General features: G+C 66.5%; 16 protein-coding genes. 5 read left to right on the forward strand and 11 right to left on the reverse strand.

The annotated features are described in order from the left end of the window. Positions 1-14: 14 nt before the first annotated feature. A complete protein-coding gene (gene treS / locus AC5RWT_RS06155) occupies positions 15-2,399 on the forward strand; it encodes a maltose alpha-D-glucosyltransferase (protein WP_494079561.1) in 2,385 nt (794 codons plus the stop codon). 75 nt (positions 2,400-2,474) lie between these two features. Here treS and AC5RWT_RS06160 read toward each other — a convergent pair whose 3' ends face one another. From AC5RWT_RS06160 to AC5RWT_RS06175, 4 genes are all read right to left on the reverse strand, one after another. Continuing rightward, a complete protein-coding gene (locus AC5RWT_RS06160) occupies positions 2,475-3,071 on the reverse strand; it encodes an NADPH-dependent FMN reductase (RefSeq protein WP_494079562.1) in 597 nt (198 codons plus the stop codon). 156 nt (positions 3,072-3,227) lie between these two features. Continuing rightward, positions 3,228-4,061, reverse strand: coding sequence for a hypothetical protein (locus AC5RWT_RS06165; protein ID WP_494079636.1), 834 nt, complete (start codon positions 4,059-4,061; stop codon positions 3,228-3,230). A 163-nt stretch (positions 4,062-4,224) separates the two neighbouring features. Then, positions 4,225-4,572 carry a GNAT family N-acetyltransferase gene (locus tag AC5RWT_RS06170; protein WP_494079563.1) on the reverse strand — a complete coding sequence of 116 codons (348 nt, stop codon included), beginning with the start codon at positions 4,570-4,572 and terminating at the stop codon, positions 4,225-4,227. A gap of 62 nt (positions 4,573-4,634) precedes the next feature. Beyond that, positions 4,635-5,648, reverse strand: a complete 1,014-nt coding sequence (locus AC5RWT_RS06175; protein ID WP_494079564.1) for a pirin family protein — start codon at positions 5,646-5,648, stop codon at positions 4,635-4,637. Positions 5,649-5,736: 88 nt separating this feature from the next. Between AC5RWT_RS06175 and AC5RWT_RS06180 the strand changes: the two genes are divergently transcribed. Next, positions 5,737-6,360: a DedA family protein gene (locus AC5RWT_RS06180; protein ID WP_494079565.1), complete on the forward strand. Its 624-nt coding sequence runs from the start codon at positions 5,737-5,739 to the stop codon at positions 6,358-6,360. A gap of 48 nt (positions 6,361-6,408) precedes the next feature. Here the strand turns inward: AC5RWT_RS06180 and AC5RWT_RS06185 are convergent, their stop codons facing one another. From AC5RWT_RS06185 to AC5RWT_RS06195, 3 genes are all read right to left on the reverse strand, one after another. Next, positions 6,409-7,683, reverse strand: coding sequence for an ArgE/DapE family deacylase (locus AC5RWT_RS06185; RefSeq protein ID WP_494079566.1), 1,275 nt, complete (start codon positions 7,681-7,683; stop codon positions 6,409-6,411). Positions 7,684-7,815: 132 nt separating this feature from the next. Further along, complete coding sequence (locus tag AC5RWT_RS06190) at positions 7,816-9,144, reverse strand: MFS transporter (RefSeq protein WP_494045142.1); 1,329 nt, start codon at positions 9,142-9,144, stop codon at positions 7,816-7,818. 187 nt (positions 9,145-9,331) lie between these two features. After that, a complete protein-coding gene (locus tag AC5RWT_RS06195; RefSeq protein ID WP_494079567.1) occupies positions 9,332-10,528 on the reverse strand; it encodes a helix-turn-helix domain-containing protein in 1,197 nt (398 codons plus the stop codon). A gap of 163 nt (positions 10,529-10,691) precedes the next feature. On the opposite strand from AC5RWT_RS06195, the gene AC5RWT_RS06200 reads away from it, so the two are divergent. Further along, positions 10,692-12,386, forward strand: coding sequence for an amidohydrolase (locus AC5RWT_RS06200; RefSeq protein ID WP_494079568.1), 1,695 nt, complete (start codon positions 10,692-10,694; stop codon positions 12,384-12,386). Further along, the gene (locus AC5RWT_RS06205) at positions 12,383-13,636 is read left to right on the forward strand and encodes a M20 family metallo-hydrolase (protein WP_494079569.1); all 1,254 of its coding nucleotides are present in this window, start codon (positions 12,383-12,385) and stop codon (positions 13,634-13,636) included. The genes AC5RWT_RS06200 and AC5RWT_RS06205 overlap by 4 nt, the downstream gene beginning before the upstream one ends. A gap of 37 nt (positions 13,637-13,673) precedes the next feature. Here the strand turns inward: AC5RWT_RS06205 and AC5RWT_RS06210 are convergent, their stop codons facing one another. From AC5RWT_RS06210 to AC5RWT_RS06225, 4 genes are all read right to left on the reverse strand, one after another. Continuing rightward, complete coding sequence (locus AC5RWT_RS06210) at positions 13,674-14,255, reverse strand: sugar O-acetyltransferase (RefSeq protein ID WP_494079570.1); 582 nt, start codon at positions 14,253-14,255, stop codon at positions 13,674-13,676. Between the two features lie 112 nt (positions 14,256-14,367). Beyond that, positions 14,368-15,588, reverse strand: coding sequence for a glycine cleavage T C-terminal barrel domain-containing protein (locus tag AC5RWT_RS06215; RefSeq protein ID WP_494045132.1), 1,221 nt, complete (start codon positions 15,586-15,588; stop codon positions 14,368-14,370). Positions 15,589-15,868: 280 nt separating this feature from the next. Then, complete coding sequence (locus tag AC5RWT_RS06220; protein WP_494079571.1) at positions 15,869-16,642, reverse strand: pullulanase X25 domain-containing protein; 774 nt, start codon at positions 16,640-16,642, stop codon at positions 15,869-15,871. A gap of 141 nt (positions 16,643-16,783) precedes the next feature. Next, positions 16,784-17,866 (reverse strand): NAD(P)-dependent alcohol dehydrogenase, encoded by a 1,083-nt coding sequence (locus AC5RWT_RS06225; RefSeq protein WP_494079572.1) that lies wholly within the window; start codon positions 17,864-17,866, stop codon positions 16,784-16,786. A gap of 58 nt (positions 17,867-17,924) precedes the next feature. Here AC5RWT_RS06225 and AC5RWT_RS06230 point away from each other — a divergent pair, with 58 nt between their 5' ends. Further along, positions 17,925-18,626: a TetR/AcrR family transcriptional regulator C-terminal domain-containing protein gene (locus tag AC5RWT_RS06230; RefSeq protein WP_494079573.1), complete on the forward strand. Its 702-nt coding sequence runs from the start codon at positions 17,925-17,927 to the stop codon at positions 18,624-18,626. Positions 18,627-18,714: the final 88 nt, after the last annotated feature.

Raw genomic sequence — 18,714 nt, forward strand, 5'->3', positions numbered from 1 at the left:
AAGGAGATGACGCCATGAACAATTCGGTTCCTAGGCCCGAGCCCGTCCTTGACAGCACTTACCTTGACTACGGCGGTGACCCCGCCTCCAACAACGGCGGTGATCCTGCCGCTGACGGCGGCAGCACCGCCGTCGAGCCCGAGGCCGAACCGCAGGTTCCGGAAATTACGTTCGACGAGGCGTTTTACCCGGCCCGCCCGCGCTCGCTGCGGCCGACCGCCCGGCGCCGGCACTTTATGCCCGGCCGGCCACCGTTCGACCCGGATGCGCGGAACAGCGTCTACGTGGAGTGGCTGCGCAACCAGTCCATGTTGGGCGATGCCAAGGTGCTGGCGCGGCAGCTGTCAGGGCAGGCCAGCATGTGGCAAAACCCCTACGCCTACCCGGATCCGAGGGCCGCGGTGGAGAAGGCATCGGTCTGGTTCACGGCCTACCCGCTGTCCCTGATCACCCGTCCCGGGCAGACGTTCCTGGCGGCGCTGGGCGACTCGGACTTGTGGGAGGCGTTCCAACAGATTGGGATCAAGGCCATCCATATTGGCCCGGTGAAGCTGGCCGGCGGCCTGACCGGTTGGGACCACACGCCCAGCGTGGACGGGCATTTCGACCGGATCAGCATGGCGATCGACCCGCTGTTCGGCACCGAGGACGAGTTCCGGAGCATGTGCGAAGTCGCCACCGAGCACGGCGGCACCATTGTGGACGACATTGTGCCGGGCCACACCGGTAAGGGCGCGGACTTCCGCTTGGCGGAGATGAACTTCCGCGACTACCCGGGCATTTACCACATGATCGACATTCCCGAATCCGATTGGGATCTGCTGCCCGACGTGCCGGAGGGCGAGGATTCGGTCAATATCGACGTCGCCACCGAGCGCGCCCTCCAGCGGGCCGGGTACATTATCGGCGAGCTTCAGCGAGTCATCTTCTACGAGCCCGGCGTGAAGGAAACCAACTGGAGCGCCACACCGCCGGTCCTGGACACGCACGGCAAGCCCCACCGCTGGGTGTACCTTCACTATTTCAAGGCCGGCCAGCCGTCCATTAACTGGCTGGATCCCACCTTTTCCGGCATGCGGTTGGTGATGGGCGACGCGCTGCATTCGCTGGTGGATCTGGGCACCGGGGCGCTGCGGCTGGACGCCAATGGCTTTCTGGGCGTGGAGAAAAGCGCGGAGGAAACGCCGGGCTGGTCGGAAGGGCATCCGCTCTCCGCGGCGGCCAACCAGATCATCGGCAGCATGGTCCGCAAGGTCGGCGCCTTCACGTTCCAGGAACTGAACCTCAGCATCGACGACATCAAGGCCACGTCCGAAACCGGCCCGGATCTGTCCTACGACTTTGTCACCCGTCCGGCGTACCACCACGCCCTGGTCACCGCGGATACGGAGTTCCTCCGGCTGACGCTGCGGCTGGCCATGGAGATCGGCATCGACCAGGCCTCGCTGGTGCACGCGCTGCAGAACCACGACGAGCTGACCTACGAACTGGTGCACTTCACCACCAAGCACAAGGACGACCTCTACGAGCTCGACGGCGAGGAGCTCACCGGCGCCGAGCTCGCCCACAAGGTGCAGCAGACGCTGCGGGACGGGATCACCGGCGAGGCCGCGCCCTACAACCTGGTCTTCACCGCCAACGGCATCGCCTGCACCACCGCCAGCGTGATCACCGCGGTGCTGGGCATCACCGAGCTGGACTCCATCACCGAGGAACAGGCGGCGGAGGTCCGGAAGGTCCACCTGCTGCTGGCCATGTACAACGCACTGCAGCCCGGTGTTTTTGCGCTCTCCGGCTGGGACCTCTGCGGGATCCTTCCGCTGGATCGCAGCAAGGTGGCTCGGCTGATGTCCCGCGGGGATACCCGCTGGATCAACCGCGGCGCGCACGACTTGATGGGCTTCGATCCGTCGGCGGAGAAGTCGACGGCCGGCATGCCCATGGCGCGGGCGCTGTACGGCACGCTGCCCGAGCAGCTCGACGACGAATCTTCCTTCGCGCGGCAGCTGACGCGGATACTGGAGGTCCGCGACGAGTACGGCATCGCCAAGAGCGCGCTCATCGACGTCCCCGACGTCTCCCAGCGCGGCATGCTGGTGATGGTGCACCAGCTGGTCGACGGCGGGCAGGAGGTCACGGTGCTGAACTTCTCCGGGCAGGAGATGGCCGGCACGGTCCGTTCCGAAGCGCTGCAGTTGGGGTCGGAAGTGACCGACGCGTTCAGCGGCGAGGCCATCGGTACCGTGGACGACCTGCACAGTTTCTACCTGCAGTTGGGGCCCTACGAAGGGACGGCGCTCCTCGTCAGCCCGCCGCCGGGTGAGGAGGACAACGACGACGGCGGTGCCTCCGAGGCGATCGACGAATCCGACGAGCCGGGGCCGGAAACTTACGACTGAGCGGTCTTGGACCAAGTGATGCCCCTGAACCCGGCAGGTCTGGGGGGGCATCACTCAGTCCACGAGCTGCTGGAGCTATTTTTCGGTGTCGGGGTCGCCGATGTGACCGGGGGCGTTGACGTCCAGGACCCGTTCGACGAACGCGCCGTACTCCGCCATGTAGTGGCTCAGGAAGCCCTTTGTCGATTCGTCCTTGACCTCGCCGTCCTCCCCGTACACCTCCGGCTTGAAGGCGATATAGACCTCAGGGGCGTTCAGCTGCGGAGCATCCAGGAAGCTCAGGACACCGCGCATGGAGGACTGCATCACGGCGGTGCCGATGCCGCCGGGGGAGGCCCCGACAATGCCGGTGGGCTTGCGGGCGAAAGAGTTGGTTCCCCACGGCCGGGAGCCCCAGTCGATGGCGTTCTTCAGTGCACCCGGAATGGAGCGGTTGTACTCGGGGCTGACGAACAAGATGCCGTCGGAAGCCTCGATGGCTTCCTTCAGCGCCCTGCCCTCGGGCGGATAGTTGTCGTCATAGTCCTGGCTGTACAGGGGCAGGTCCCTGATGGGGATTTCGTTGAAGTCCAGAGTGTCCGGAGCCAGCTTGATCAGAGCCTTCGCGAGCGTTCGGTTGATGGACGTGCTGGACAAGCTGCCGACGAAGTAGCCGATCTTGTACGTGGGCATGGGATTCTTCCTTCCCGGCGGCCGGCGCGGACCGGCCCGTTGCGGTTGATCCATTGGGCGCGGGCGCCGGAGGAGGCAGCCCGACACCCGCAAGGCTACTGCGAACCGAAACGCGCGGTAACCCTGCCTGCCCTCAGCGGCCGGCCGGTGGCGTAGTTAGATTTCCCAGTCACCGAGGCCCTCGGCGCCGTCGCCAAAGAAGCCACCGGCGCCGTCGCCGAAGAGGCCACCGAAGCCCGCGTTCTCCGCAAAGCCTTCCCCGGCGGTCGCAACGCTATCGCCGATCCCTTCCGCCGCGCCGGCAACTCCCTCGCCGATTCCGGAGAACCCGTCCAACAGGGGACCCGCGATGGCCGAACCGACGAAGCCGGCGGCCACACCGGCCAGCAGCCCGGCACCCAAGCCGCCGGCGGCACCGGCGGCTCCTGCTGCCATGCGGCCGCCGCCGCGTCCCGATCGGCTCTGGCCGAGGATCTTTTCCATGAAGCCGGGCCGGGCTACCTCGGCGCGGGTTGCGGTCCGGGCCAAGGTTTCCGGCTGGTCGGAGGCGGCCTGCTCCGAGGCGGGAAGCTGGCTGTTTAGGTCATCCCGGAGCATGGCACGCTGCTGCGGGGTCAGTCGGGCGAAGGCTTCGGCATGGGCCCGCTCCATATCCTGCGGTGGAGCAGTGTGGAGCATGTATTTGTACTTGGCGATGGCCGCCTGGTCGGCGTCGCGTCCGGCGCCTTGGCCGGGCCTGCCGCCGTGGGGCTGCGGCGCGGACGGATACCGCTGGCCGTCGTCATTGCCGCGGCGGTCGTAGCCGCCGTCGCCGTATCCGCGGCGCTGCCCACCGCGGTCCTGTCCGTATCCGTATCCGGGTTGCTGGCCGTAGCCGTTCCCCGAGTCCTGCGGCCGGTCCTGGCGCTGCTGACCGGTGCGCTGGGCCAGCTGCTCTTTGGCATACTGGACCGCCATGGTTTTGCCCTTTTGGACCAGCTTGTCGAACATTCCCACGTCGTGCTCCTTGCCTGCCCGGGATCAAAACCGGGACACGGTGACCATCTCTCGCCTTAACAACTGGCGGGCACCGGAGGGAGTTCCGACGGGTCCGCATGCTGGAACGCAGGGCATGGCTCAAGGGTGGAGATCCGGGTGAAGGACGGATTCCCGTTTAGCTGGAGAGCTCGGCGACCGCCTGGAGATGCTGCGGGCGGACGGGCACGGTATTCGGCCGGTATTCCGGGTGCTTTTCCACGTAGGACGTGAAATAGGGGCACACGGTGACCACCGCCAAGTCGGCGGCAATGGTGTCGTCGAGCGAATACCGGGCCAAGCGTCCGGCGAGCCCCTGGCCGGAGTATTCCTCCTTGACGGTGGTGTGGAAGAAGATCCGTTCCGGACCATCACTGCCCTCGAAGGGCAGCCAGTGGGCCTTGCCGATGACCTTGTCTCCATCGACCAGTTCGTAGCGGTGGCGTTCGGCGTTGGGGCGGACGGTGATCGCCGATTCGGATTCCATGTTGTCTCCTGTAGGTGTCGGCCGCGGTCTGGTGATTGTCAGCCGGCGGTGGCTCGTGGATTTCAGCCGCGGGGGCGCAACTGGACGGTCGGCAGTGTTGGCGCCGGGAGCGGGACCGGCATCCCCTCAGGGTACGGCCCGAACCGGGGATAAGGGGCGCCGTCCGGGTACGCGCCACCGGCTGGTTCCGGGGCCGGTTCCACGTCGATCTCGGCTTGCCAGGCAGCACGGTAGGCGACAATCTCGTCGTGGCTGCGCCCCACGAAGTTCCACCACATGATGATCTGCTCGCCCAACGGCTCGCCGCCGATCAAGAGCACCCGTGCCGGGACATCCCCCGCCTCCAGCACCACGCGGCCGCGGCCGGGGGAGAGGTAGACGAGATGGTCTACGGGTACTTGGTCCCCGTCCAGCCGAAGGTCGCCGGTATCCAGCAGGATGCCGTGCTCAAAATCAGCGTCCAGGTCGAGTTCCAGCCGCGATCCGGCCCGAAGCAGCGCCTCGGCGCCAAGCAGCGGCGGGGTGTGCGTACGGACCGGCGAGGTGGAACCGGCCAAGGAGCCGATGAACACCCGCACTTCGGTTCCGTCACCGGCGACGGGTTCCGGCACGTAGTGCTCGAACGTCGGCGGCATGTTCCGGGTGGAGTCCGGAAGGGCGAACCACAGCTGCGCGCCGTGCAGGAAAGTGGTGTCCGGCGTCGAGAATTCCTGATGGGAGATGCCGCGGCCGGCAATCATCAGGTTCACTTCTCCCGGACGAACGATCGCCTCAAACCCGGCTGAATCACGGTGCGCGATCTTTCCAGAGAAGAGCCAGCTGACCGTGGCCAGGCCGGTGTGCGGGTGGCGGGGAACCTGCATGCCGCCACTTTGTGAGACAAGATCCGGGCCGTAATGATCCAGGAAGCACCAGGCACCGATCAGGCTGCGCCGTTTCTGCGGCAGGGTCCGGCGGACGTTCATGGCGCGGATCCCGCCCAGCGGCACGTCCCGTGGAGCCAGGACTTCCACGTCGGCGGTGTCGGCTTCCAACGTGCAGACGACTTCCTTTGGTGCGGTCTCCATGTTGCTCATGGGCTAAGTCTAGGCAACAGGGCCGCCGAATCGCCCGTGCAGAATCCGTCCGAACTTTCGCTTCGTGGACTTCGGGCAGGATGGAGGGATGGATGAACTCGGCGAACTGTTGCGCGGCCTGGATTACTGGTGGATCTACCTCGCCGGCACGTTATTCGTGACCGTTTCCGCCATGGTTCCTCCGGTGCCCAGCACCACGCTGTTTGTGGCGCTGGGATCGCTGTCGGTGCATACGGACGAACTCAACCCCTACCTGCTGGCGGCAGCCATGCTGGCCGGGGCGGTGGCAGGTGACGCTGCCACCTTCGTCTTGGTGCGCCACTTCAACCTCGCGGAGCGCAGGATCTTCTCCGGAGAACACCGGCAGTCCGCCTTCCGCGCCGCCCGGACCAGGCTGGGGCGCAAGGGCCTGCCGCTGGTGATGACGTCCCGGTTCGTTCCCTTGGGGCGGCTGACACTCAATGTGGCTGCCGGGATGATTCCCCAGCCTGGCCAACGGTTCCTGGCACATTCCGTCATTGCCGGTGTGCTGTGGTCCGCCTACTGCGTGGGCGTCGGCGCGCTCTCCGGTGCCTGGCCCCAGCTGTCCACAGAGTTCGCCGTACTGCTGGCCATCGCCGTGTCGCTGGTGCTCGGGTGGCTGATCAATCAAGCGATCAGCTGGTGGGAAGGCCGGCAGTTGCCGGAGTTTGTCCGGAAACGGTCCAGCTAGGCGGCTGCCGCCAACGCCGGCCGGAACCGGTGTCGGCGGCTGGGGATCCTATCCCCGCTCTTCCACCCCGCACCAGTTGGCGATGAACAGCGCGATGCTTTGGGTGATCCGACGGACTGACTCAACCGACACACGCTCGTCGAAGCCGTGGATCGCTTCCGAGACCGGTCCGTAAACCAGCGTGGGAGTGTCCGCGTACAGCGTGAAGACGCGTCCGTCGAGGTACCCCGGGGTGGTGAAGCTGCCAAGCTCCGTGCCGAAGACCTGCTGGTGCGTGCTCTCCAGCAGGGACTCGGCGTCACTGCCCGGTTCCAGGACGTATCCTTCGGAAAAGAATCCGGTCTTGGTGGCGACGGCGTGGATGGCCGCCGGACCGGTGCGAAGCTGGGCGAGGCATTCCTGCAGTTCGGTCCAGGCTTGTTCAGCCGGAATGCCGGGGTAAATGGCCGCCCGGACATCGAATTCGCACCACGCGGGAACGCTGGAGGGCCAGTCGCCGCCGGCGATCTGACCGAAATTGAAGTTGATCGGGTGCTCCAGGTCCTCGAAAAAGCGGTGCCGGCCGCGGTCGGCGTTCCACTTTTCCTCGACTTCGCGCAGCGCGGTCATGGCGGTATAGGCGGCGTCAATGGCGTTGAACCCGGTCCCCATCTCGCGCGGATGGGTCGGGCTGCCGGTGACCCGCACTTTGAACCAGATCACCCCGACGTTGGCCCGGACCAGCATGTCCTCTTCGGGCTCCGGGATGATCACCGCGTCCGCCCGGTAGCCGCGCATGAGTGCGGACAAAGAACCATTGCCGGTGCATTCTTCTTCGACGACGGACTGGAAATGGATACGGCCCGCCGGTTCAAGACCGGCGGCCCGGACGGCGTCGAACGCGAAGAGGTTGGCGGCCAGTCCGGCCTTCATGTCGCCGGCGCCGCGGCCGTACAACCAGCCGTCAATGATGGGGGCGTCCCAAGGGGAGCGGGACCAGGCCGCTTCCGGCCCCTCCGGAACCACATCGACGTGCCCGTTCAGGATCAGCGAGCGGCCGGCCTCGGCTGCCGGGAGGTAGGTCCCGACGACGTTCGTCACGTCGTCGTAGGAGACGGTGACCGGCCCGAAGCCGTGGTGCGTGGCGAGCTCGTCAGGATCAAGCTGCCAGCGGTCCATGTCCAGCCCGCGCTCGGCCATCGCCGAGTGCAGCAGGTCCTGGGCGCTGCCTTCCTGGGTGCGCAGCGACGGGTGCTTCACCAGTTCCTGGGTAAAGGCCAGTTGTGCGTCGAAAGCGGCGTCGACTGCCTCGAGGATACGCCGGGACTGTTCTTCGGTAATCATGCAAAGCTCCTTGATATGACGAGGGGAGCCGCCTGGTCGGGCGGCTCCCGCTCGGATGGAGAGTGCTGCTTTCGACGGCGGTGCAACTGGGCCGCCGGGACCCGCCCCGGTTGGGGCGGGCATTGTTGAGGTTTAGGCGTCGGCCACGATCCGCTTGTCCTGGACGCGCATCCGCTCTCCGAGGAATCCGCCGAGGGCGGTCAGCAGCGCGATAATGGCCAGGATCGTCGCCGCGCCCCAGGACGCATTGCCGGAGACACCGAGCATGGCGGTGGCGATCATCGGCATGAAGCCGCTGGTGGCACCGGCGATGTTGTAGCCCAGGGCCACACCGGAGTAGCGCAGCTTCGGCGGGAACAGTTCGGTCAGCAGGGCGCCGTTGACGGCGTAGGCCACGGCAATGAGCATGATGCCCAAGGTGATGGCCAGGGTGATCAGCAGCGGCGACTTGGTGTCGATCATCGCGAAGATCGGGAAGGCCAGCACCGCGGTGAGGAGTCCGCCCCAGACGGTGACCTTGCCCGGCCCGACCTTCTCGGCCAGCCGGCCCATCAGGATGGTGACGATGATCTGGGCGACGGCGGCTACCAGGGTGGCGTTGACCATGACGTTGCGGTCCACACCCAAAGTGTTGGCGCCGTAGCTCACAGCAAAGGTGGTGATCATGTAGAAGCCGCCCACGCCCAGCAGTGCGGCGAGTACGGCAACCACCAGTCGGCCGCCGGCGTGGCGGAAGACTTCGAACGCCGGCACCTTGGCGGTGTCTTCTTGGGCCAGCAGGTCCTTGAAGATCGGGGATTCCTCAACCTTAAGCCGGATCCAGAGCGCGACGAGCAGCATCGGAATGGCCAGCAGGAACGGAATGCGCCAGCCCCAGGCATCGAAGCTCTCCGACGGGAGCAGCAGCACCAGCGTGAACGCGGCGGAGGCCAGCAGGGTGGCGACCGGTGAACCGATCTGGACCAAGGCGGCGTAGCGGCCGCGCTTTTCGGCCGGGGCGTGCTCGACGGCCATGGTCACCGCGCCGCCCCATTCGCCACCAACGGCCAGGCCCTGGACCAGGCGCAGCACGGCGAGCAGGATCGGTGCGGCCAAGCCAATGGTGGAGAAGTCCGGCAGCAGGCCGATCAGGGCGGTGGCGACGCCGATCAGGACGATCGTCGTCAGCAGCGCCGGACGGCGCCCATAACGGTCACCGATGTAGCCGAAGACGACGGCGCCGATGGGGCGGGCCGCGAAGCCGACGCCGAAGGTGGCGAAGGAGGCCAGCAGGGCTGCGGTGGGGTCCAGATCCGTGAAGAAGAGTCGGTTGAACACCAGAGCCGCGGCGGTGCCGAAGAGGTAGTAGTCGTACCACTCAAGGGCTGTCCCAACGAAGGCAGCGCGGGCAATTTTGCCCGCGTCCTTGCCGGAAACTGTCGGCGGAGCGCCGGGGGTGTTGAGAGATTGCGGCGTCGTCACGTGGTTGCCTTTCAAGCTGTGCGGGGCCGGCGTCGCGATGGAGGCAGCGGCAGCCCGATAATTCTAATAACCCTGAACGGAGGACATCCCGCGGTAGAGCTGTGAAGTACCTCTCGACTGTAAGGGAGTGCCAATCACCTAAACAATGACAATACCCACCGACTTGACAAGGCTTCCTTGTGCTTTTTCACAAGGAAGTGTCGGTTTTGTAGTCGGCGAGGGCCACCAAGGCCAGGGCGGCTTGCGCCGGCACCGTCATGTCGAGCCCGATGACCTCTTCAAGCGAATGCAGCCGGTTGACCACTGTGTTCCGGTGGCAGTACAGTTCCTCCGCCGTTTCCTTGATTGACCCGGTGCGGCCATAGCTTCGTGCCACCTGCAGCAACCGCTGGCGTTCGTGCGGCGTGCAGTGGTCCAGGGCGGTGGTGACCGGAAGTGAGAACCCGGGGAGGGCACTTTCCAAGAGGTCCCGGGCGATAGTCATCCACGTGCCAGCGACCGTGGCCAGTCCCGCCTCCGCCCCGTTCTTGGCGGCCAGGACCAGTGCTGACGCCGCGGCTTGGGGAATCGCCGCCAGGCCTTCAACGCCGGGGACGTAGCCCGCCGGAAACTCGGGCGGGTCGTCCTGCCATGTCCGACCGGCGCGGACTACGCGGAAAAGGTACAGCGCCCCGGCGCGTTCATAGCTGAAGGTCTGACGGTCTGCCGCTGGCTGCCGCTGTAGCTTCGCCACGGCCTCCCTGGTGAGTGCCATCAGCTCGAACACGTCCGAGCTCTGGACTTCCAGGCCGGCGGCGATGTCGGATATTTCCCCGGTGTTTCGTGTGTCCGTATTGAACAGACGCGAAAGCAGCCGTTGCTGGTGCAACTGTTTGTTGCGGGCCAGTAAGGCTTCTTCTTCCGAAAAGGCCTGCTGGATGCTGCTGACGTAACTCTCCACCGTGTCCAGGACGCGATCCATGTTGGCCACGAGGATCCCGGTGCCGTGCCCCCGTGCAACCTGTTCAAGTCCTTTCCACAAGACCCTGAAGTCGTTGCGGACCGCGCTGAGGAAGGCCTCCAGCGGAACCCCCTGACGCGCCCGGCGAGCGGCGACGTCTCTTGGCAGGGATTGAAGACCAGGGGGCAGTTCCAGCCCGGCCAACAGGTACAGGAACATCTCCATGGTGTCTGCCGCAGTCCGGTGTACATCCTCGTCCGGCACCAGTGCTCCCTCGTAGGAGATGGTGGCGAAGCGCTCCAGGAAGTCGCTGACCAGGGAGTCGCGTTCCTGCCACAGGCGCTGGATCAACTCCATCCACTGGGGCTCGGCGGACGGGTCTGGATTGAAGTCCCGGGGCAGGCTGGTTTCGTTCGCAAGGACTTCAACGCGCGACTCGCTCATGGGCCCATCTTATGCAATTGCCTAAATTCCTCGGAAATTGTGGCGTCTTTTACACATTGAGCGCAACAATCCTCCAGTGTTGAATGGGGAGGTGGCAGCCGGGCATCGCCTTGGCCGCCATGATCGCTCCGGGCACGCCGCAGCGAAAGCACGAAGAGGACTCATGCTCGTCGATCTGTTGATCCGCAATGCCCGCATTCTGACCCAGGATCCGGCACAACCGGTGGCTGAAAGCCTGCTGATCCACGACGGCAAGGTGCTGGCGCTCGACGTCGAGCAGCAAAGCGTTCCCCGTGCCCGAAGAGTGGTCGACGCCGCAGGGGCCGTGATTGTCCCCGGCTTCAATGACGTGCACGCCCACAGCGTGTGGTTCGGGTTGGGCCTGATGGAAGCAAACCTTGGGTCCGTCACGAGCCTCGAAGAGGCCTATGCGGTGATAGCCGAGGCCGCTGCATCGCTGGCGGAGGATGAGTGGGTGGTGGCCTCCGGGTACAGCCCGCTGCTGCACAACGGCGCCCAGCCTGACCGAGACCGGCTCGATGCTGCCTCCGGCGGCCGCCCGGTCTGGATCAAGCACTCGTCCGGCCATGCCTGCAATGTCAACGGCATCGCCCTCGACCTGATCGTGGAACAGGGGGCGGACCTGGCCGCGCCGATCGACGGCGGCGTCGTGGCCAGAGACGCTGCGGGCCGGCCCACCGGACTGCTGGAGGAGAACGCCATGCGGCTGGTGCAGGACATCATGCTGCCCTACCCGCTGGCCACCATCGAGCGCGCGCTGGAGTTGGCGACGTCCCACTACTTAACCGAGGGCATCACCAGCGTCACCGACGCAGGCATTGCGGGCGGATGGATAGGCTACTCGCCGCGCGAGTTCGGGGCCTACCAGAGCGCGCGCGACAAGGGGCTGCTGAGCGTGCGCATGCAGCCCATGATGGTTCTGGACGCCCTGCACCGGGTTCCGGGGCACGACGCCGATCCGGACTCCCGGGGGCTCGACGCCGGTATCCGCACCGGACTGGGCGACGATTGGCTCCGGCTCGGCCCAGTGAAAATTTTCAGCGACGGATCGCTGCTGGGCAGCACCGCGTACGTGACCGAAGAGTATGTTGGCTGCCCGCACAACCACGGCTACCTGCAGATGGACGCCAGCGAGCTGCGCTCCTCCGCACTGGAGGCGTACCGGGCCGGTTGGACCATCGCGATGCATGCCATCGGCGACCATGCCGTGGACCACGCGATCGACATCATCACGGAAGCCCAGGAAACGTACGGCCGCAAACCGCTGCCCAACCGGATCGAGCACGGCGGCGTCATCCGGCCCGAACAGCTGGACCGGATTGCTGCGGCCGGGATCGTCCTGGTCCCGCAGCCGCACTTCATCACCGAGTTCGGCGACGGCATGGCCAAGCTGCTCGGCCCGGAACGGACGGCGACGTCCTACCCCGCCAACGGCCTGCTGAAGCGCGGCGCCACGCTGCCGGGAAGCTCGGACCGCCCGGTCTCCAACGGCCGGCCGCTCGATGTGATGCAGTCGTTCGTCCAGCGGCTTACCCCCTCCGGCGAGGTCTATGGTCCCAATGAGCGGATTACCGGGGCCGAGGCGCTGTACGCCTACACCGCTGGTTCCGCCGCCGCCACCGGAACGGAAGCGACCCGGGGCCGGCTGGTGCCGGGCATGCTGGCCGATCTGGTCTTCCTGGACCAGGACCCCACCGCCGTCGACCCAGCGCAGATCAGCGCCACCCAGGTGCTGGCCACCATGGTGGGCGGCGAGATCCGCTTTGGCGCAGAAGACTTCCCGGCGCAGGAAATCCGGGATCCGGCGATGGCATCGACCGGGGAGGAAACCCGATGAGCACCACCAACCAGGAATTTCTTGCCGACTTCGCCACCATGTCCGGCTTCGGCGCGACCGCCGGCGGCGGCGTGGACCGGCAGGCGGGCACGACGGCGGACCACGCCACCCGCCGATGGTTCGGCGAGTGGTTGGCCCGGCATGGCTTTGCCGAAAAAGTGGATGCGGCGGGCAACCAGTTCGGCGTCATTGACGTTGTTCCCGGCGCTCCGTATGTACTGCTCGGATCGCATCTGGACTCCCAGCCGCTGGCCGGCCGGTACGACGGCGCCTACGGCGTGCTGGCGGGGGCCCATGCGGCGGCCCGCGTCGCGGCCGAGGCCGCTGCCGGCGGCCTCGACCCGGTGTACAACATCGCCGTGGTCAACTGGTTCAACGAAGAGGGCAGCCGCTTCACGCCCAGCATGATGGGCAGTTCAGTGTTCACCGGCAAGCTCCCGCTGGAACACGCACTCGCCACGGCGGACCCGGCCGGGACAACGGTTGTCGAAGCCCTGGCTGCGGGCGACCGCGGCACCGGTGCCGGCGCCCCGGTGCTGGCGGATGTGGCCCGGTACGCCGAAATCCACATCGAACAGGGCAAGAACCTCGAGGAAACCGGCACGCAGGTCGGGATCGTGGACCGTACCTGGGCGGCTAGCAAGTACCGGGTCACGGTCGACGGCGCGCAGTCGCATACCGGTTCCACCCGGATGGAGGACCGCCGGGACGCCCTTTACGGGGCTGCGCTGGTGATTGCCGCCGCCCGCGACCTCGCCGCCGAATTCGCGCCCGGGCAGCTGCACACGTCGGTGTCCGAAATGTACGTGCTGCCCAACTCCCCGGTGACCATCGCGCGGCAGGCGGTGATGAACCTGGACCTGCGTTCGCCGGACGAAGAGGTGCTGGCCCGCGCCATGGACTTGCTGGACAAGCGCATCGCCGACGCCGAGGCCCTCTCCCGGACGGACATCTCCCTGGAGCAGACGCACCGGTGGGGATTGGTTTCCTACCAGCCCGCGGGAGTGGCGCTGGGGACCGCCAGCGCGGAGCAGCTCGGCTTCAGCCACACGGAGATCATGACGGTAGCGGGGCACGACTCCACCAACATGAAGGATGTGGTCCCCACGGTGATGCTCTTCGTTCCCAGCGTCGAGGGCATTTCGCACAATGAAGCAGAATTCACCCGCGACGATGACGCCCTGCGCGGCGTGGACCTGCTGACCGAGGTCGCCCGGCGCCTGGTCCGCGGCGAGCTCGCCGCCGACTAACAGCCCGAACTCCGTGCCATGCGGGACCGGACGGCGCTCAGATTTCCCGCACCACCCGGGCCGGGCTGCCCACGGCGACCACGTTGGCCGGAATGTTCCCGGTGACCACCGAGCCGGCGCCGATCACGCTGTTATCGCCGATGGTTACGCCGGGGCAGACAATCACACCGCCGCCCAGCCACACGTTGTCGCCCAGGGTGATCGGTTGGGCCGCCTCCAGCTTGTCGCGGCGCGGCTGGGATTCGATCGGGTGCGTCGGCGTCAGGAGCTGGACGCTGGGTCCGATCTGGCAGTCGGCGCCGATGGTGATGGCCGCGACATCCAAAGCGGTGAGGTTGTAGTTGATGAAGGTGCGGGGCCCAATGAAGATGTGTTCGCCGTAGTCGACGAACAGGGGCGGCTTCACGTAGGCGTCGTCGCCCAGGCCGCCGAGCAGTTCGGCCAGGATCGACCTCGCACCGTCCGCGTCGGCCACCACCGCACGGTGGTAGTCGTCGGCCAGCCGGAGGGCACGCTTTGCCCGGCGTTCGCTCTCCGGATCGTCGGCGAGGTACAGGTCGCCGGCCAGCATCCGTTCGCGGTTGGTTCGGGCATCCCCGGCGAAGTAGTCAGTTCCCATATCTTTGACCGTATCGCCGCAGGCGCGGCTCGAAAAGGCGGGCACGACGACGGCGGAGCCCACCCGCGGAGGTGGGCTCCGCCGTCGTACGGGGTTGCTTGGAAGGTCAGGGTCAGTCCTTGGGTGTCTCCTTGCTGGGATCGAAGAAGGGCTTCTGCACCACCGTGCCGTCGCGGACCCCTTCGGGCGTGTGGATGGACAGCGACGTGCCCTCTTCGCTGAGGTCGAATGGCACCATGGCCAGGCCGATGTTGCGTTCCAGCCGCGGTGAGTTGCAGGCGCTGGTGACTTCGCCAATGTGCGCGCCGCCGCCGACCGAGACCGGGAAGGGTTCGATCATGGAGCCGTCGTTGTAGCTGCCCAGCGGTTCACCGTCGATGTCCACGCCGACCAGCAGCCGGTCGATGCCCTTCTCGCGGATGCGGCCCAGCGCTTCCTTGCCCACGAAGTCAGCCTTTTGGTCCAGATCCACCATCCAGTTGTAGTCGTAGCCGACCTCCAGCGGGTTGGTTTTGAGCGTGATGTCGCAGCCGTAGGCGAGCATGCCTGCCTCGATCCGGCGGATGTGGCAGGGGCCGATGACGCGCAGGTCGTGCGGTTGGCCGGCCTCCCAGACGGTGTCCCAGAGGCGGCCGGCGTTCTGCGTGGCGTTGTAGAGGTAGATCTCGTAGCCAACCTCGCCGGTGTAGCCGGTCCGGCTGACCACCACGTCCATGCCATTCAGGGTGTGGTGCTGCATGTAGTAGTACGGCATGTCCAGGATCTGCGGGCCGAACAGGTCGGACATTAACCCTTTGGCCTTGGGGCCCTGGACCTGGACCGGGGCCACGTCCACTTCTTCCACCGTGACGTCCCAGCCGCCGGCGTGCGCCAGGCCCATGGCCCACAGGTGCACGTCGCTGTCCGCCAGCGACAGCCAGAACTTGTTCTCCTCCACGCGCAGCAGGATCGGGTCGTTGATGATCCCGCCGTCGGCCGCGGTGATGAAGGCGTATTTGCACTGGCCCACCGCGCACTTGGTCAGGTCGCGCGGGGTCAGCATGTTGGTGAAATCGAACGCCTGCGGGCCGCTGATCTGCAGCTGCCGCTCCACGCCGACGTCCCACAGGGTGACGTCGTTCAGCAGCGACCAGTACTCGCTGACCGGGTCGCCGTAATGCCGCGGATGGTACGTGTGGTTGTAGACGCTGTAGGCCGCGACGCCGTGCTCCCGCGACTTCCAAAAGTACGGGGACTTGCGCAGTCGGGTGTAGAGCGTGACGGCCGGGTGGGGATTGACGCGTGAAGCTGTGCCGTTGAACGGGGCGGAGCCCGAATCGAGAATCTCCGACATGGGTGCTTCCTCCTTCGAGGTTCTGGCGCCAGCCGGACCTGAAGTAGTTGCGCATGATGCGCAGCTCTGCGCCATGTGAGACATCGTGGCAGTTGCTGAACGAACCAGTCAAGGGTTCCGGCAGAGCCTTCCGTGGAGCCGGTCAGCGCCTAGAAAAAGTACGACGGCGGGCCGCAGCTGCCCCTGGTCCCTCACCTCGGGTGCGGCTCGTCTCGCTAGCTCGTCTCGCTAGAAGAATCCGGCCGGGAAGAATTACTCTCCCCGGCCGGACCGTTCAGGCTCAGGCAGGAGTCAGCTGGGACGCCGGGGCCAGATCTCGGCTGTTGTGGTCGTAGGCGATGGTGACCGCACCGCCGTCGTGCTGGAACTCGTGGTTGGCTCCGTCGAGGAGGCCGTAGGCCCCGTAGTTTTCCTCCCACGAACCGTTGAGCGCGAACTTGAAGGCGTAGCGCCCGGCAGGCAGTTCGCCGTCCAACCGCCACAGCCCGTCGCCGGGCTCAAAGCGCATCTGGACCGCGCTTGCGGCCGGATCCCAGTCCCGGTCGGCGCCCAGTAAAACACCGAAGTCCCCGACGACGGCTACGGACGCCGGCTGGTCGGTGGGGCGGCCGGACTCCGCCACCTCGACCGGGGCTTCCGTCACTTGGGCAGGGGCTTCAGCCGCCTGGGCCGGCGCTTCCGGCGGGTTGGCAAGCTTGACATGCGCCGCCGGAGCCGGCGCTTCGGGCAGCGGGGTTCCTGCGTCGAGGGCTTCTGCCAGCTCGGACGGGCTGGGGAAAGCGGCGACGGCCCGCAGCCCGTCTTCGGTGATGGCCCATCCGCCGCGGCCCTTGGACATCCAGCCCGCCTTGACCAGCCGGGCGGTGGCCGTCGTCAGGTTCTTGAAGCCGCGTGGCACTCCGCCGCTGAGCAGTTCCTGTTCGAAGGCGGTCGGCGGTACGCGGCGCAACGCTTCGCTAATCACCTCGCGGGCATCGGGGCGGGTGCCGTTGGCGGCCGCATCGGCCAGGATCTCGAGGACGGGTCTGAGTCGCAGATGGGCATTGTTGGGCATAGCCGTGGCTCCTTCGCGGTGCAGCCGAAACGGGTGACGCTCCTAGTCTGGGACGCCGGCCGTGGTGTGCGCCACTGTTTGGCGTTGTGTGTCGGAGCCGCGGTGCCTTTTTTGCTGGTCCGCGCGGAAGCCTGCCGCTGGCTAGAGGGTGATGACGGCTTTGCCCCGGACTTCGCCGGCGTCCAGGCGGCCGATTGCTGTCGGCATCTGCTCCAGCGGGTAGGTCCGGTCGATGCTCGGTGCCACCTCGACCGAGGCGATCAATTCACTCAGCCGCTCGAGGTCTGCGGCGTTCTGCCGTGCCATGAACATGACAAAACGCTGCCGGCTGAAGAGGGACAGGAGCATGCCGCCGATCGGCCTGAACAAGCCGCCCGTCCAGCGGTCGCCGTGTTCGCCGCCGACAACGACTGCCGTCCCGCGAGGGGCCAGCGCCCGGCGCAAGCGCTTCAACGACGGGTTGCCGGCCGTATCGACGATCAGGTCGTAGCGGCGGCCGGCGGCGGCGAAGTCTTCCCTGGCATAGTCAATGACGGTTTCGGCGCCGAGGCCGCGCACCAGGTCCGCCTTGGCGCCGCTGCAGACGCCGGTGACCTCGGCGCCCATGGCAACGGCGATCTGCACGGCGTAGGTGCCCACGCCCCCGGAGGCGCCGGTGATTAATACCTGCTGTCCGGACTGGAGCTTGCCTGCGTCGCGCAGGGCCTGCAGGGCGGTCAGGCCGGAGACCGGAACCGCCGACGCCTGCTCGAAGGTCAGATCGGCCGGCTTCAGGGCCAGCAGCGACTCCGAGGCCACCGCGTATTCCGCGAAGGAGCCTTTGCCGAAGCCGAAGACCTCGTCTCCGACGGCAAACCGTGTCACGGCAGCGCCCACCGCAGCCACCTTTCCGGCCACATCAAGCCCCGGAATGGGGTTCTTCGGAGCACGCCAGCCCGAGACGGCGCGGACCGGGTAGGGGAGGCCTGTGGCCATGTGCCACGTTCCGCGATCCAGCCCGGCGGCGCGGACCTGGATGAGCACCTGGTTGTCGGCAATGTCCGGCACCGCCACGGTGGCCGGATGCAGGGCATCGGCCAGCCCGTACTCGTACTGCACGATGGCCCGCATGGTTTGTCCGAGTGGGGCGGCGCTGCCCTCTGCCGGTGTCTGTCCTGCAGGGGATTCTTTCGGTTCCATGGCGGCTTCCTTCTCGAGGATTTGGACGATGAGATTGCTGGTCAAGTCGTACTTTGTACGAAGGTATCGTACAAAGTACGAGAATGCTATAGTCGCGGGAACAATGAATGAAAAATCCGCTGCTCCCCCCGCAGAACGCCTGCCGCTCAGCCGTGAACGCGTATTGCAGTCCGCCATGGCCATTGCCGACGGCGGCGGGCTTGCCGGGCTCACCATCCGCTCGCTGGCTAGGTCTATGGAGACCAAGCCGATGTCCCTCTACCACTACGTGCGCAATAAGGACGAGATCCTTGATGGCATTGTGGATGCCGTCTTCAACGAGATCGAGCTGCCGGTACCGGGCGGCGAGTGGAAGGCAGAGCTGAAGCGGCGGGCGGCATCCGCCCGCGATGTGCTGCGCCGCCATCCGTGGGCGATTGCACTGATGGAATCCCGGACCGTGCCGGGGCCGGCGAACCTCCGTCACCATGACGCGGTCCTTGGGACCCTCCGCGCCGCCGGCTTTTCCCTTCCCTTGGCCGCGCATACCTACGCCCTCCTGGATGCCTACGTTTATGGCTCAGCCCTGCAGGCGGCGTCGTTGCCGTTCGACGGGCCGGACAGCTTGGCGGAGGTCGCCGGGCCGATGGTGGAAATGTTCAGCACGGGGGATTATCCACATTTGCGCGAGTTTGCGATGCAGCACGTTCTGCAGCCCGGCTACGATTTTGGCCATGAGTTCGACTTCGGTTTGGACCTGATCCTCGATGGCCTCGCGGCCCATCTGCCGGAGTCAGCCGGTGGCGTCGACGCAGGGGTGGCTTAGCCGGCCGCAGGCCTCATCCCTGCGCGGTCGGTCTTTCGCGGAGCGTGCGTCAGCCCCTAGAGATCGCACACAACGGCGAGGGCGGGGC

It is taken from the genome of Arthrobacter sp. Dra40 (genome assembly GCF_059091905.1).